This window comes from Bacteroidota bacterium (assembly GCA_016721765.1).
Lineage (GTDB): Bacteria > Bacteroidota > Bacteroidia > UBA4408 > UBA4408 > UBA4408.
The window spans coordinates 1,591,049-1,606,428 of sequence record JADKHO010000001.1 but is presented as its reverse complement, the minus strand read 5'-3'; the positions used below and the strand labels follow the sequence as shown (position 1 = coordinate 1,606,428).

12 protein-coding genes are annotated in these 15,380 nt (G+C 39.0%); 9 read left to right on the top strand and 3 right to left on the bottom strand.

Annotation, left to right across the window (positions count from 1 at the left end):
- Positions 1 to 4: 4 nt before the first annotated feature.
- The 3 genes from IPP32_05735 to kbl all read left to right on the top strand — a co-directional run bounded on the left by IPP32_05735 (position 5) and on the right by kbl (position 3,760).
- Complete coding sequence (locus IPP32_05735; GenBank protein MBL0047585.1) at positions 5 to 1,555, top strand: SulP family inorganic anion transporter; 1,551 nt, start codon at positions 5 to 7, stop codon at positions 1,553 to 1,555.
- A gap of 108 nt (positions 1,556 to 1,663) precedes the next feature.
- Positions 1,664 to 2,563, top strand: coding sequence for a hypothetical protein (locus tag IPP32_05730; protein ID MBL0047584.1), 900 nt, complete (start codon positions 1,664 to 1,666; stop codon positions 2,561 to 2,563).
- A 6-nt stretch (positions 2,564 to 2,569) separates the two neighbouring features.
- Positions 2,570 to 3,760 (top strand): glycine C-acetyltransferase, encoded by a 1,191-nt coding sequence (gene kbl / locus IPP32_05725; protein ID MBL0047583.1) that lies wholly within the window; start codon positions 2,570 to 2,572, stop codon positions 3,758 to 3,760.
- Here kbl and IPP32_05720 read toward each other — a convergent pair whose 3' ends face one another.
- Genes IPP32_05720 through IPP32_05710 form a run of 3 tightly spaced genes read right to left on the bottom strand, consistent with a single transcriptional unit; the run spans position 3,761 to position 6,779 of the window.
- Positions 3,761 to 5,806 (bottom strand): tetratricopeptide repeat protein, encoded by a 2,046-nt coding sequence (locus IPP32_05720; GenBank protein ID MBL0047582.1) that lies wholly within the window; start codon positions 5,804 to 5,806, stop codon positions 3,761 to 3,763. It abuts the gene before it with no gap.
- Positions 5,807 to 5,822: 16 nt separating this feature from the next.
- Positions 5,823 to 6,218 (bottom strand): DUF1987 domain-containing protein, encoded by a 396-nt coding sequence (locus IPP32_05715; protein ID MBL0047581.1) that lies wholly within the window; start codon positions 6,216 to 6,218, stop codon positions 5,823 to 5,825.
- A gap of 3 nt (positions 6,219 to 6,221) precedes the next feature.
- The gene (locus IPP32_05710) at positions 6,222 to 6,779 is read right to left on the bottom strand and encodes a hypothetical protein (protein MBL0047580.1); all 558 of its coding nucleotides are present in this window, start codon (positions 6,777 to 6,779) and stop codon (positions 6,222 to 6,224) included.
- A gap of 237 nt (positions 6,780 to 7,016) precedes the next feature.
- Between IPP32_05710 and IPP32_05705 the strand changes: the two genes are divergently transcribed.
- From IPP32_05705 to IPP32_05680, 6 genes are all read left to right on the top strand, one after another.
- Positions 7,017 to 9,449, top strand: coding sequence for a choice-of-anchor L domain-containing protein (locus IPP32_05705; GenBank protein ID MBL0047579.1), 2,433 nt, complete (start codon positions 7,017 to 7,019; stop codon positions 9,447 to 9,449).
- Positions 9,450 to 9,497: 48 nt separating this feature from the next.
- Positions 9,498 to 10,739, top strand: a complete 1,242-nt coding sequence (locus tag IPP32_05700) for an ABC transporter permease (GenBank protein ID MBL0047578.1) — start codon at positions 9,498 to 9,500, stop codon at positions 10,737 to 10,739.
- Between the two features lie 377 nt (positions 10,740 to 11,116).
- Complete coding sequence (galE, locus tag IPP32_05695) at positions 11,117 to 12,154, top strand: UDP-glucose 4-epimerase GalE (protein MBL0047577.1); 1,038 nt, start codon at positions 11,117 to 11,119, stop codon at positions 12,152 to 12,154.
- A gap of 19 nt (positions 12,155 to 12,173) precedes the next feature.
- Positions 12,174 to 13,238 carry a dTDP-glucose 4,6-dehydratase gene (gene rfbB, locus IPP32_05690; GenBank protein ID MBL0047576.1) on the top strand — a complete coding sequence of 355 codons (1,065 nt, stop codon included), beginning with the start codon at positions 12,174 to 12,176 and terminating at the stop codon, positions 13,236 to 13,238.
- A 66-nt stretch (positions 13,239 to 13,304) separates the two neighbouring features.
- Positions 13,305 to 14,294: an SDR family oxidoreductase gene (locus IPP32_05685; protein ID MBL0047575.1), complete on the top strand. Its 990-nt coding sequence runs from the start codon at positions 13,305 to 13,307 to the stop codon at positions 14,292 to 14,294.
- A gap of 124 nt (positions 14,295 to 14,418) precedes the next feature.
- The gene (locus tag IPP32_05680) at positions 14,419 to 15,105 is read left to right on the top strand and encodes a capsular biosynthesis protein (GenBank protein ID MBL0047574.1); all 687 of its coding nucleotides are present in this window, start codon (positions 14,419 to 14,421) and stop codon (positions 15,103 to 15,105) included.
- Positions 15,106 to 15,380 lie beyond the last annotated feature (275 nt).

Sequence of the window (15,380 nt, the reverse complement as noted above, 5' to 3'; positions counted from 1 at the left end):
ACCAATGAAGCGTACCCTAAAATATTACCGACTCATTTGGTTAAAACACGATCTACCTGCAGGATTATCGGTTTTTTTGGTTGCCCTGCCGCTTTGTTTAGGAATTGCACTTGCATCGGGAGCTCCCTTAAATGCAGGACTTTTATCCGGAATAATTGGGGGCGTGGTAGTATCCCTAATTAGTAAATCTCAATTGGCCGTGTCGGGCCCCGCTGCCGGATTAACAACTTTAGTAGGTGCATCTATAATATCCTTAGGAGATTTCCGAATTTTTCTTTTGGCAGTCATGATTGCTGGTGCTTTCCAAGTGCTGCTTGGAGTGCTTAAATTAGGAGCAATTGCCAATTACTTTCCCAGTGCGGTAATAAAGGGCATGCTTGCGGCAATCGGCATTATTTTAATCTCAAAACAAATACCCTTAGCATTGGGTTATGACCAACCTGATTTTTGGACCAGTGGATTTATGCAGTTATTTTATTCAAAAAACTTTCTTGGAAATTTTCGCGATTTTAATCATCACATCACCAGAGGAGCTATTTTCATTACAGTTTTTTCACTGCTTATTCTGATAGCACTTCAACAAACTTTTGCAAAAAAGCTTAAAGTAATACCCGCGCCGCTATTAGTAGTACTGATTGGAATATTTGCAAACTTCTTTTTCACGCATGCACTCTCCTCTTACTCCTTGCGCCAAACGCAATTGGTTAATATACCGGCCAACATTTTTGGCACCATCTCCTTTCCTGATTTCTCCAAAATATTTAGTTCAATTGAAATTTGGAAAGACGGAATAATTATTGGCATGTTGGCTACTTTGGAAACCTTGCTTTGTATTGAAGCAGTTGATAAATTAGATAAACGCAATCGAATTACGCCTATGAACAGGGAACTCATTGCACAGGGCGTAGGAAATATTAGTTGTGGCCTCTTAGGAGCCATTCCGGTAACCGCAGTAGTGGTGAGGGGTGCAGCAAACGTAGATGCAGGGGCCAAAACCAAAATGTCGGCATTTACACATGGGCTTTTTTTATTGCTTGCCGTTTTGCTTATTCCCTCCTTTTTAAATAAAATACCTTATGCCTCGCTTGCATCAATATTACTGGTAACGGGTTATAACCTCACAAAACCAAAACTTTACAAAAACATGTTAAGCTTAGGTTGGAAACAATTTCTTCCCTTCCTTATTACTATAGTCGTAATCCTTACAACCGATTTACTAATTGGAGTGAGCATTGGGCTTTTGATATCGCTCTATTTTATTGTGCAAAACAATTTTAAAGCTGAGTATAAAATCACGAAGTCGATGAACCATGAAACAGAATTTTTTGAAATCAAATTGAACAGCAACGTAAGTTTCCTCAACAAAGTAAATCTCAGAAAAGCGCTCGACAGCATTCCCGAATACAGTGTACTTTCGATTGATGGAAGTGCATGTAATTTTATCGATTACGACATTTTAGAAATCATCAGTGAGTTTCAGAACAAAGCGCATGATCGACATATTGAATTGCATTTGAAAGAAATTCAAAAAGTTAATGTAACTGCCATACATTAATTTAATCAATACTCATAGGGTATTTAACTGTTAATACAAATGTTGGTATTTAAATTTTGATTTGAATGGAGAAGCTTCCAAAATCCTAATTTTGCAGGCAAATCTTTTATGCAGCGTTATCTCTTCCTGGTTATACTCCTACTAGCTACAAGCAGCAAAGCCCAGTTTTATAAACAAACAACTGCTATTTCACATCTCTATTCTGTTTCGGTTAACCCGGATTATGTGCGTGAGCAAAAAATTAAATCGCTACGCATTACTTATGCTTGGAAAGAAGATGGACAAAGAATTCAATCTAAAAATACTTCCAAGAAAATATACTTTAATACAAACGGCCTGCCCTTCCATGAACTAGATGTAGTGGAAAGCGACAGCAGCGAAACTTTTTATTACTATCACGGTGATACACTTGCCATAAAACGAAAATTCACGCTTAAGGAAATCCTGGCTGTTTATGTATCGTTTGGTGCGCAACATCAGCCAAGCCGTGAAGTGCGCTGTAAAGAATTCCCGGCCAATCCGGAGGAGAAATTTTTTAGCCGAGAATTTTTCAAACTCGGAAAACAAGAAGTGATTTGGACCGAAAGCTATTCCTACGAAAGCCTAAGTAAAAATCAAACCCGAAAAAAAACCTATAACGACAAAGAAATCGTATATAAAGAAGGGATTGTTTATACGGATGAGCACAATTTAACCAACAGCGAAATCTCACGTTTTACAGCCACTGGTGTGAGTGAAAACAACAGTTATATATACGATACAAAAAACCAACTGCTCGAAAAAACATTCTACACAGATGTAGCCGGAATATTAGAAGAAAAAACTATTTTTACTTACGATGCAAATGGGAATGTGAGTACCGAAAAGTTTTACCGAAACAGCATTTTACAAAAAGAGTTGATTTATTTTTATAGTACAAACGGTAAATATCCGGAAGCAATTCTCACAAAATATCCCAACCGCAAAACCATTGACATGCAAACGATACAAGTTGAATTTTATCCCTAATTTATCATGCAAAATAATTTTATCACTCACCTGCAAGCGGAACTTCAAGCTATTCAAGAAGCTGGATTATTTAAGAACGAACGCATTATTGTTAGCCCTCAAGGGGCAGATATAAAAGTTAACTCAGGAGCCGAAGTAATTAATTTTTGCGCCAACAACTACCTCGGCCTCTCTTCACATCCAAAAGTGATTGATGCTGCAAAAAAAGCATTGGATTCGCATGGGTTTGGGATGAGCAGTGTACGCTTTATATGCGGAACCCAAGACATCCACAAAACACTCGAACAAAAAATCTCCTCTTTTTTAGGAACAGAAGATACCATTCTATACGCAGCAGCTTTTGATGCAAACGGCGGCGTTTTTGAACCGCTTTTTGGAGAAGAAGATGCCATCATTTCGGATGCCCTTAATCATGCTTCCATTATTGATGGAGTGCGCTTGTGCAAAGCCAAACGTTACCGCTACGCAAACAGCGATATGCAAGACTTGGAAACACAATTAAAATTAGCGCAAGCACAACGTTTTCGCATCATTGTAACGGATGGTGTATTTAGTATGGATGGCTACATTGCAAAATTGGATGAAATTTGTGTATTGGCCGAAAAGTATAACGCCTTGGTTATGGTGGATGAATGCCATGCCTCCGGATTTATTGGTAAAACCGGAAGAGGTACCCATGAGCACAACAATGTAATGGGCAAAATTGATATTATTACCGGCACACTGGGAAAAGCACTGGGTGGTGCTATGGGTGGTTTTACTTCCGGTAAAAAAGAAGTCATTGCACTTTTGCGCCAACGCTCCCGACCTTATTTATTTTCAAATTCTTTAGCCCCGGCAATCGTAGGTGCATCTATTGCGGTGATGGATTTGCTAAGCGAAACAACTGCATTGCGCGATAAAGTAATGAGCAACGCTTTGTATTTTCGTGAGGGTATGACCAAAGCCGGTTTTGACATAAAACCCGGTATTCATCCCATTACTCCGGTAATGCTATACGATGCAAAATTAGCGCAAACATTTGCCGAAAAATTATTGGCCGAAGGAATTTATGTTATTGGATTTTTCTATCCTGTGGTTCCAAAAGATTTGGCGCGCATACGCGTTCAAATATCGGCAGCACATGAACTGCATCATCTCGATAAAGCGATTGCCGCATTTACAAAAGTGGGCAAAGAACTTGGCGTGCTAAAATAACTAAAGGCGAATACCCATAATCAACACATCATCCGTTTGATCTCGTGTTCCCTTCCATGCATGTAAAGTACTTTCTAAATAGGTTTTTTGCTGTTGCATGGGCAGTCCGGCAATTTTCAACAACAATTCCTTGAAGGGGCCATAGTAATACTTTTTTCGTTCCATTCCACCAATTTGATCCGGATATCCATCTGTAAATAAAAACAGAATATCGTCTTTTTGATAAAACACTTGATGGGTTGTAAATTCCTTTTCAGCTCCCGTGTATAAGGTACCCAAGGAAAATCTATCGCCTTTGTATTCGAGCAGTTCCCCTTTGCGCACCAGATACATGGGATGATGCGCACCTGAAAACAAAATTTCTCTACGCTTAGTATCAATCGAAATCAAAGAAACATCCATCCCATATTTTGAATTTTGATTTTCATTCTTTAAGGATACCGTGCTGAATATCTCATTATTCAAAGCTTTTAATACCAATCCAGGACTCATAATTTTTTGACTCTTTACCACATTCTCAAATAAATTGTATCCCAAAAAACTCATCATTGCACCCGGTATACCATGGCCGGTGCAATCGATTACTGCTATTAAAAGTTGATCCTGATCCTGATGCAACCAATAAAAATCTCCGCTCACGATGGACTTTGGTAAATAACTTACAAACGAATCGGGGAAAATTTTTTGAATTTCTCTTTCGCTCGGTAAAATCAAGCTTTGCACATTCTTTGCATAGTCAATGCTATCCGTTAAATCTCTGTTTTTTTGCTCAATAATATCTTTTTGCTTTCGCAATTCGCTTCGATTTTGGTCTATTAATTTATTTTTTTGAGTAAGCAGATTATTCGCTCTTTCCTTTACAAAATAACGGTTCAGCATAAAGCCCGATAAAATAATGGTAAAAAGAATTCCGCTAATAATAATGAGTCGTTGATTCTTCTCACGAGAGGCTGCAATTGCAGCATCCTTATTTAACAATGCAATTTCCTTTTCCTTTTTTTCAGCCTCGTATTTGGTGTGCATTTCGGTTTCATTTAAGGCAATGCTTTCGTTAAGCAATGAATCCTTCATAAGTGTAAACTCCTTATAATAAGCATATGCTTGCGCATTATCGCCTTTCAAATGATGCATCGCGGCAAGCGATTCGCAACACACTTTTATTATTTCCTTTAAGCGCAATTCGCGGGCAATAGCAAGACTTTTATCATAATAAGCAATAGCCTTGTCTATATCCATGTTGTTTTTGTTAGCCGCGCCTCTTTTAGCATACACATCACCAATGTTGTCGTAAGATGCAGCCATCCCATTTAAATCATTCAGTTCTTGTTTAATAGCTAACGATTGAAAAAGATAGTCTAATGATTTGTTTAAATTATTTTGCTCTGCATACACAATCGCCATATTATTAAGCGATTGAGCCGTACCAATTTTATCATTAAGAGATTTGCGTAGGCGCAATGAGTTTTCATAATTGACTAAGGCAAGTGAATCATTTCCTAAATCTTGATACGCGTTGCCCATGCTGTTGTATGAAATCGCCAAGCCTTTTTTATCGTTTAACGCGAGGCGCAATGCCAATGATTTTTGGTAATACTGCAATGCCAAACCCATTTGTTTTTGAATAGCATACACAATTCCAATATTTCCCAAAGAAGAAGCGATAGCCGACCTTTCACCAAGCACTTCACGAATTTTAAGCGCCTTTAGTCCATATTGAAGCGCCGCATCGTAATTTCCCAAACTATAATTTGCTAAACAACAATTGCTGCACGCTGTTGCAATTGCTTGTTGAATGCTGAGCTTTTGCGCCAATGCCAGTTCCTGATTGGCAATTTCCAAAGCGCGTTTCGGATTACTTCCCTTTACGGCAAGATATAAAGCATTGTATAAATTTAGTTTAATTGAGTCGTTTTTCTCTTCCGCGAGTTGATGTTGCAAGCTATCGGTGAGATATGATTCGGTTGAGGCATGCACCAAATGAGAACAAATCAAACCTAAAAACAAAAATAGAATCGACTGTAAATAGTGCCTAAAATTAAAAGTCATTCCAAATTGTTAAAAATTACAGTGTAACAAACTCGAAAGGCAAATCTACCAAGTGCGAAAATTCTTCACCCGATTCTCTCATGTCCTCATCGCGTGCATCATAATACCAACGTATACCAATTTTTAAATCCGAAATTAAGTGCACTAATTCATTTAGCTTTTGCAAAAAATCAAGAATAAATTTTGCGGAGGTGGAATTAAAATAGTCAAATCGAAACTCAAATATAAAATGCTTGGCTGGAGGGTTTGCACTTAAATCCATTTTCCATTGTTCTACCCAATGTATTAATTGTGCATAAAATTTCGAGGTATTTTCCGGACGTGATTCTCCTCTTATTTCGAATTTATTTTCAGTTGGATTAAAATAAATTTTAGGCGAGAATTCTGTGGCTTCTATGAGTAAGGCATCCATAAATTAATTCATGTTAACTTTAACGATTAATGTAAAGAAAGTAATACCTGCACTTGCTTCCCTAAATTGATATTCCAACTTATTCTCCGATTTTAATGCCATATCTATCAAGCCAATTCCGGCTACATTTTGTTGCATCCCATTTTCATCTACACTTTGTAAAAGCGCCGAACGGTATTTTTTGCGCATGTTTTCTTTGTCTAACGAATTCAGTTCATCAATGGTTTCCTTTATTCTATAGCCGGTTTCGTTGTAGACATAATTTCCCGAAATAATGTAATAATGCTCCGCATGTGCGCCAAAAAGAAATATGGAAGGGGCCGCTATCTTTTCCTTTACATCAAAATGCTTGTAAATATTTTCAAGCGACTCTACAATGATGTTGTAAATTTTCTTCTTAATGTGCACTTTCTCGTTGTACGGATTTTGCTCATTCTTTACCGATTTCAACACCGAATTGGTTAAATCGGGTGTCACTTCTCCTAGATAAGAAAGCAATACCTTTTCTCGTGAGAGTGTTTGGTAAATATCAAAAAGGTAATTTGTAGTTTGTTCAAGCATTTTTTTGGGGTTATTTAAGTGCTTTATGAAAAGAGCTTCAAATGTATAAGCATTTGTTATACAATTCCTACGTTTTACCGAAAAGATACTTAAAATTAGCCCAACATGGCTATTGCCAAGATTTACACTAATTTGCAAGCAACGAAAGTGGTAAATCTTACGCTTTATCGAATAGCTCTTAATTCACCCTTTTAGTTCTGCCTAGAATTCTTATTTTTGCTTCTCTTCAATTAACCCATGAAGCATTTTTACAGCGTTTCTGTATTTTTTCTACTTTCTGTCCTTGCAGGATTTGATGCCGCTGCACAATTAATTACGCAAAAGAAAACGCCCTACGACCTGGTTAAGAATACACTCTTAGGCACCGGAATCACTATCTCCAATGTAAAATTTAATGGCGTTAATTCCACCCAAACTTCCACCTTAAAATTCGATAACATTGGCTTTTTTAAAGGCACCACTAATTTGGGAATTGATAGCGGGATTATTATGACAACCGGAACTATTTTAAACACCAGTTCGGGTGGACTTCCGGAAGGCCCGCATGGTCCAAATAACTCTTCTAATGCGGGAGTTGACAATGGTCTACCCGGCGATAATGACCTCAATGCAATTGCAAGTTCTCCCGGGAATCCGCTTGCTACTTTTAATCGTGCCGTGCTTGAATTTGATTTTGTTCCCTCCTATGATACGGTTAAATTTCGCTATGTTTTTGGCTCCGAAGAATGGCCCGAAAATTCTGGCGGAAATGTGAACGATGCATTTGGATTCTTTATTCGTGGGCCGGGTATTAGTGGTTCCTTTTCTCTCAACTCTAAAAATATTGCACTTATTCCGAATACAAATGCATACATTACCATTAACACCGTAAATAATGGTCCTACCAACAATGGGCCTTGTCTCAATTGCGCATATTATGTCGATAATCAAAGCATTCCTGGTACTACTATTCAATATGATGCCTTTACTACTGTATTAACTGCAATAAGCCATGTTCAATGCGGGCAGACCTATCATCTAAAAATTGCGATTGCCGATGTGAACGATGGCATTTATGATTCAGGTGTATTTTTAGAAGCGCTTAGTTTTAGCAGTCCCGTAGTAACCATAAGCAGCGCCGTAGCGCTAGGTGGAGCAGGCCATAGCGGTGCTGCCGGTGATACAGTTTTGCTTGAGGGTTGTGGAAATGCAGTTCTTAATTTTCAACGTGGTGGAAATACTGCGGTGGCAGATACTATACATTTCACCGTAGCCGGCACAGCAGCCATGGGAGCCGATTTTTTAAACATCCCCGACAGTATTATTTTTCCAGCCGGTCAAAACCATGCCTTGCTCACTGTACAAGCAATTGAAGACAACCTAGTAGAAGGATTTGAAACGCTTATTTTTACACCTATTTCCAACAACCCGAGTTCCTGTGTGAGCAGTGGTGCTAAGCCTTTTAAACTTTATATTTCTGATGTAGTTCCGCTTACTGTTACCGCCAGTCCCGACTCCGCTATTATTTGTCCCAACCAACAATCTACTATTGATGCAACGGTTAGCGGCGGTTTGCCCGGATATGTGTATTCTTGGAATAATGGTATTGGTTTGGGTAAAAGACATAAGGTTGCTCCTGCTGTAACCACCACTTATACCGTGTTTGTAACAGATACTTGTGGCACACATTTCGGTCAAGACAGTGTAACCATTACAGTTAAAACCTATAGTCCGGTAGTAGCGCTTGCTTCAGCAGATGTGGATATTTATTGCCCGCTAACCAGCGCTTTTATTTCAGCGCAAGCCAGCGGTGGTGCAGGATACTATCATTACTTTTGGAATAACAATGCTGGAACAACCGCTGCCGTTACCGTTGCACCTACCACAACTACACCTTATTTTGTAACCATTACCGATACCTGTGGCAACAGCGCCCAGGATGGGGTTATCGTTAATTTAATTAATTATCCTCCCTTGTACATTAATGTTTTAAACGACACTACCGTTTGCAAAGGTGAACCGGTTACACTTGTTGCTGCCGGAGTTGGTGGACATGGGCCTTATAGCTATTCCTGGAGTAATGGTTCATGGCTCGATAGTGTATATGTTGTTCGTTCCAATTTTAATAAAAGCTATATCGTAAGTGTTACTGATCAATGTAATTATACCGTAAAAGATACTTCTGCGGTTTACATTTCAATTCCTGAGGCTAATTTTGGGTATCGTTTTGATTCCAATTTTTTGGTGCAATTGCTCGATAGCTCAGTTAAAAACATTGTGAGCTATGCATGGAAGTTTGGCGATAACAGCACCTCTACTGCTTATAATCCGCTACATGAATACAGCGAATTTGGTGCGCATGATGTGAGCTTAGTAGTTACCAATGATTTGGGATGCAAGGATTCCATTACACGCTCCATTTTTCCTCCCGTTGAAATTTACATTCCAACAGCTTTTACACCTAATGGAGATGGCAAAAACGAAAGTATTGAAGCCATTGGATTGGGTGTTGCTTCATTTGAACTTTTAATTTTTAACCGCTGGGGGCAGCTGGTTTATAAATCTACCGACATTCATCAAAAATGGAATGCAAGCGGATTGCCTGAAGGTGTGTATGTGTATCAAGTAAGAGCAAGAGGTATTGACTACAAAACAATTTCAAAAACAGGTACCATAACTCTTCTGCGCTAGGTGCTTTATTTTTAGCTAATTTTAGGCAGCCGTTTTGTGCAGGATAGTATGCTTTGGAAAAAAATAATTCTAGAAAGTTTTCGTTTCGCTTACCATGCATTGGTGAGCAATAAACTACGCACTTTCCTGTCCCTGCTGGGCATTACCATTGGAATTTTTGCCATCATTTCGGTGTTTACTGTTGTGGATTCTTTGGAAGCTAACGTGCGTAAAAGTGTGGCTTCACTGGGTAGCAATGTGGTGTTTGTGCAAAAATGGCCTTGGGCTTTTGGTGGCGATTATCCTTGGTGGAAATACCTCAACCGTCCCACTCCTCAATTAGATGAAGTGCCCGAAATACAGCACCGTAGCGACATGGCAGCTGCTGTTTGCTTTATTGTGAATGCGAACAAAACCGTTAAATACCACAACAACAGTGTCGAAAATGCTGATATCACAGGGGTTTCGCATGAGTATTATCAGGTTCAAAGTTTTGAACTGAGCGAAGGCAGGTACTTTACCGAAGCCGAAAGCAACAGCGGAAAACCTTATGCCCTTATTGGCGTAACATTGGCCGAAAGCCTTTTTGGTGAAAGCAATGCTCTGGGTAAACGCATAAAACTTTTTGGCCGAGAAGCCACTATTATTGGCCTATTTAAAAAAGAAGGCGAAAGCATGATGGGCAATTCTACCGATAACATGGTGCTCCTTCCCGTTCGCTACCTCAGCAATTTTGTGGACTTGCGCAGCGACCGGCTCGACCCCTTTATTATGGTAAAAGCAAAAGAGGGCATTGCTGTGGATGAACTTAAATTTGAATTAACCGGCATCATGCGTTCTATCCGAAAATTGAAGCCATTGGCGGATGATGATTTTGCGTTGAATGAAATCAGTTTACTCTCTTCCGGTTTTGATTCCATTTTTGCCGTAATCGGGATGGCGGGATGGATAATAGGTGGCTTTTCTATTATTGTTGGTGGCTTTGGAATTGCCAATATTATGTTTGTTTCGGTAAAAGAACGCACCAATTTAATTGGGATACAAAAATCGCTAGGCGCAAAAAATTATTTTATTTTGATACAATTTTTAATCGAAAGCGTGGTGCTTTGCCTCATTGGCGGAATTATTGGTTTATTGATTATATACGGTGGTACCTTACTTGTAAATAATTTAGCCGATATGGAAGTAGCGCTTACACGCTCCAATATTGTTTTAGGGCTAACCATTAGCGTGTTAATTGGAATAATATCCGGATTTATTCCGGCTTACTCTGCCTCACAGTTAGATCCTGTGGAGGCAATGCGTTCGTAATATTTTTAGGCTATTCTTAGTTTACGAATTGGATTTTGTTACTTGTTTTAAGTTTAGGGATTTACCTCTCCCTTGCCCTCTCCTGAGAGGGATAATTTTTGTATCCGGAATTTTTGTACCCTGCAATCCCGCCAAGTTGCGCTTTGTACAGCATTGATTTGCAACCTTTAATATGGAATATTTTATTCAATTATAAGTTATTATTAGCATTTTAAATTTCAATACCTATTTACACCAACAATTGGCATTTGGAACACTTTTCCAACAAAAGGTTACGGCTAGATTCCCATCGTCAATCATTTAGCATTTCTTATCGACCAGCTGCAAAAATAACAGCTGAAATACGCTATATTTGCGGCCGTTTTTGACACAACAAAATGACAGTTTTAGTAACAGGGGGTACAGGTTATATTGGTTCGCATACCGTGGTGGAATTGCAACAAAAAGGTTACGAGGTAATCATAATCGATAACTTAAGTAACTCCACCTTGGAAATGCTCGACGGCATTGAAAAAATAACGGGGATAAAACCACTTTACATAAACCTCGATTTATGTGATGCAGAAGGCGTATCCCGATTTTTTGAAACGCATAAAAACATCTCAGCCATTATTCATTTTGCTGCTTTTAAAGCAGTTGGTGAGTCGGTTGCTTTTCCGCTTAAATACTATTCTAATAATTTATTATCGCTTGTAAATGTGCTGCAAGGCGCCATGCAAGCCGGAGTGAATTTAAAAGGATTTGTATTCTCATCTTCCTGCACCGTATATGGTAGCCCTGATAGCTTGCCTGTTTCGGAAGCAGCACCCCTAAAACCAGCATCATCGCCTTACGGAAATACGAAACGCATTTGCGAAGAAATACTGCAAGACACTGTAAACCAAGCTAACTTTAAAGCTATAAGCTTGCGTTATTTTAATCCGGTGGGTGCTCACGACAGCGCAATTATTGGCGAATTACCCTTAGGAACACCCAATAATTTGGTTCCAATTATTACACAAACAGCCATCGGCAAAAGAAAAAAATCGGTCGAAATTTTTGGCAGCGATTACGCCACTCCCGACGGCACTTGTGTGCGCGATTACATACATGTTGTTGATTTGGCTCAAGCACATGTGATAGCCATTGAACGCATCTTAAATGGAAAATCAAAAAGCAATTGTGAAGTCTTTAACATCGGCACCGGAATCGGTTATTCGGTGTTGGAGATGGTACTTTTGTTTGAAAAAATATCCGGTTTAAAACTCGATTATAAAATGGCCAACCGCAGACCCGGCGACATCGAATCCATTTATGCCGACGTGAGCCTATCCAGCAAAGAATTGGGTTGGAAAGCGCAACGCAACCTCGAAAACATGCTTGCTACTTCTTGGAATTGGGAAAAAAAGTTGGCCCTTCAAAATCAAAAAACCTAACGATTAAATGCAAAACAACATGCAAACTAAAAAAATATTAATCACCGGAGGAGCCGGATTTATTGGCTCACACGTAGTGCGACTTTTTGTTACAAAATATCCGCATTACCACATCGTTAATTTGGATAAGCTCACCTATGCCGGAAATTTGGATAACCTTCGAGACATCGAAAACAAGCCTAACTATACTTTTGTGAAAGGTGACATTGTTGATATCGCTTTTGTGAACCAACTTTTTGCCGAATACCAATTTGAAGGCGTGGTTCATCTTGCTGCCGAAAGCCATGTAGACCGCAGCATAACCAATCCCACCGAATTTGTTATGACTAACGTGGTAGGTACGGTAAACCTTCTGAATGCAGCTAAAAACATCTGGGTAAACCAAGCCGACTATGCTAAAAAATTATTTTATCATGTGAGTACCGATGAAGTTTATGGCTCTTTAGGCGAGACCGGTTTTTTTACTGAAGAAACGGCTTATGACCCACACAGTCCTTACTCTGCCTCAAAAGCTAGCAGTGATCATTTTGTGCGTGCGTATTTTGATACTTATAAAATGCCGGTGGTGGTGAGCAATTGCTCCAACAATTACGGATCGTTTCATTTTCCCGAAAAATTAATTCCGCTTAGCATCAACAACATTAAAAACAACAAAGCTATTCCCATTTATGGAAAAGGCGAAAACGTGCGCGATTGGCTATTTGTAGAAGATCATGCACGCGCCATTGACGTGATTTTTCATACCGGAAAAGTGGGTGATACCTATAACATTGGCGGACACAATGAATGGACCAATATAGATTTGATAAAATTGTTGTGTCGCATCATGGACAAAAAATTAAATCGCCCGGAAGGGGAATCTGCTAAATTAATAACCTACGTGAAGGACCGCGCCGGCCACGATTTGCGCTATGCGATCGACTCTTCCAAATTACAAAAAGAATTAGGTTGGACACCCTCGCTTCAATTTGAAGAAGGCTTAGAAAAAACTGTGGATTGGTATTTAAGCCATGAAGACTGGCTGAAAAATGTGACTTCCGGAGAATACCAACACTTTTATGATAAACAATATGTAAAAAGATAAGGATATTTCTTTGGGACTACACTTCTACACTGTCCGAGAATAATGCCTTTGATTGATATTTTAACTATGTATACAACTACCTTTCACAACACCGATATTTCAAAACTTAATTTTTTAGTAACCGGTGGTGCCGGATTTATTGGCTCTAATTTGGTTGAATATTTATTAAAATTTAATGCCGGAAAAGTACGTGTGCTCGATAATTTAGCGACCGGGTTTGAACAAAATATTGAGGGCTTTAAAGCACTTAATAACTTTGAATTTCAACTGGGCGACATCTGCAACATTGCCGATTGTCATAAAGCAATGCACGGAATTGATTATGTATTTCACCAGGCTGCCTTGGGTTCGGTTCCGCGTTCGATCGAAAATCCCATTGCTACCAATAATGCTAATGTAAATGGCTTTTTAAATATTTTGATAGCAGCGCGTGATGCCAAAGTTAAACGTTTGGTATATGCCAGCTCGTCTTCGGTGTATGGCGATAGTCAAGCACTTCCCAAGGTAGAAGAAGTTATTGGCAAACCGCTTTCACCCTATGCAGTAAGCAAATTGGTGAATGAGCAATATGCCGATATTTTTGCGAAGACTTACGGAATGGAGATTGTGGGCTTGCGTTACTTTAATATTTTTGGACCTAAGCAAAATCCTAAAGGTGCGTATGCTGCTGCGATACCCTTGTTTATGGATGCTTTAATGAAAAATGTTTCACCTTTTATTAATGGCGATGGTGAGCAAACACGCGATTTTACCTTTGTGGAAAATGCTGTTCAAGCCAATGTGAAAGCCATGTTTTGCGAAGATAAATCGGTGAGTCCAGAGGTATTTAACATTGCAGTGGGTGAGCGGGTTTCGGTAAAACAACTGTATGAAATTTTGCGCCACATTGCCGGTTCTACCATTGCCGCAACACATCGGGAAGACCGTGCAGGTGATGTAAAAAATTCGCTTGCAGATATTAGCAAAGCGATTACAAAACTAAATTTTCAACCCACTGTTAAATGTGAGGCAGGATTAAAAATTACCTTTGAATGGTTTAAAAATAACATGAAATAAGCAGGTGAATCTGCTCTATATAGAAATGGGTTTTAGCAATTAAAAATATTTTAAACGTACCATGAGTTTTTTTTCACAATTTTTTCGCAAATCTACCCGTATCGATAAGAGTGCCGACCTCTCTATGATTGGGGTAGACATGCACTCCCACTTTATTCCGGGCATTGATGATGGAGCTCAAACACTAGAGGATTCGATAAATTTATTGCGCTGCATGAGTGAGTTTGGGTATCGTAAAGCCATTACCACCCCGCACATCATGAGCGACTTTTATCAGAACACTCCTGAAATAATTTTAGGTGGACTTGAAAAAGTGCGTGAAGCCATTAAAAAAGAAGGCATTCCAATTGAAGTAGCTGCTGCTGCCGAATATTATTTGGATTTTGATTTGGAAGCAAAAATTGACAAAGGCAACTTACTCACTTTTGGAAATAATTATTTGCTTTTTGAAGTGTCGTATATGAATCCGCCCGACATTATGAACCAGGTAATTTTTAAAATGGTTACGAGCGGCTATCGCCCTATTTTGGCACATCCCGAAAGGTATCCTTTTTGGCACGATGACTTTGAAAAATACGAAGAAATAAAAGATAAGGGAGCTTTGTTACAAGTTAATATCAATTCCTTAACGGGATATTATGGAGGTGGCGCGAAGAAAATTGCCGAGCGCTTAATCGAAAAAAATATGATTGATTTTATTGGTACTGATTGTCATCGTATGGATCATGTGCAGGTAATAAAAGATTGCTTGCGCGAAAAATACTTGCATCAATTAATTGATTCGGGAATGCTCAAAAACCAGAGTCTTTAAAATTACGTCCTCCTTCTGTTTTTTCCTTTTATAAAAACGGCAACTAAAAGCGAGAACCAGCCCGTTTCTCAAGATGTTCTTTGACTTTTTGCTTGATCAAAAAGTCAGCAAAAAATCAAGGCTGATGAGCAATTGACTAAAATTTAAATTCATTTTAGCACGCAACCCAAGCGCTCGATATGTTTGCGTTAATGAAAAAATTTAGTTTCTCGCTCGAGGATTGCTTACACAGGGCCCGCGCATAAAAATGAATTCAAATTTCTTAACGCCAATTT

Bases quoted from the DNA above. Each gene is read 5' to 3' on its own strand.
- IPP32_05735 (MBL0047585.1), top strand. From the start codon at position 5: ATGAAGCGTACCCTAAAATATTACCGACTCATTTGGTTAAAACACGAT.
- IPP32_05730 (MBL0047584.1), top strand. From the start codon at position 1,664: ATGCAGCGTTATCTCTTCCTGGTTATACTCCTACTAGCTACAAGCAGC.
- kbl (MBL0047583.1), top strand. From the start codon at position 2,570: ATGCAAAATAATTTTATCACTCACCTGCAAGCGGAACTTCAAGCTATT.
- IPP32_05720 (MBL0047582.1), bottom strand. From the start codon at position 5,806: ATGACTTTTAATTTTAGGCACTATTTACAGTCGATTCTATTTTTGTTT.
- IPP32_05715 (MBL0047581.1), bottom strand. From the start codon at position 6,218: ATGGATGCCTTACTCATAGAAGCCACAGAATTCTCGCCTAAAATTTAT.
- IPP32_05710 (MBL0047580.1), bottom strand. From the start codon at position 6,779: ATGCTTGAACAAACTACAAATTACCTTTTTGATATTTACCAAACACTC.
- IPP32_05705 (MBL0047579.1), top strand. From the start codon at position 7,017: ATGAAGCATTTTTACAGCGTTTCTGTATTTTTTCTACTTTCTGTCCTT.
- IPP32_05700 (MBL0047578.1), top strand. From the start codon at position 9,498: ATGCTTTGGAAAAAAATAATTCTAGAAAGTTTTCGTTTCGCTTACCAT.
- galE (MBL0047577.1), top strand. From the start codon at position 11,117: ATGACAGTTTTAGTAACAGGGGGTACAGGTTATATTGGTTCGCATACC.
- rfbB (MBL0047576.1), top strand. From the start codon at position 12,174: ATGCAAACTAAAAAAATATTAATCACCGGAGGAGCCGGATTTATTGGC.
- IPP32_05685 (MBL0047575.1), top strand. From the start codon at position 13,305: ATGTATACAACTACCTTTCACAACACCGATATTTCAAAACTTAATTTT.
- IPP32_05680 (MBL0047574.1), top strand. From the start codon at position 14,419: ATGATTGGGGTAGACATGCACTCCCACTTTATTCCGGGCATTGATGAT.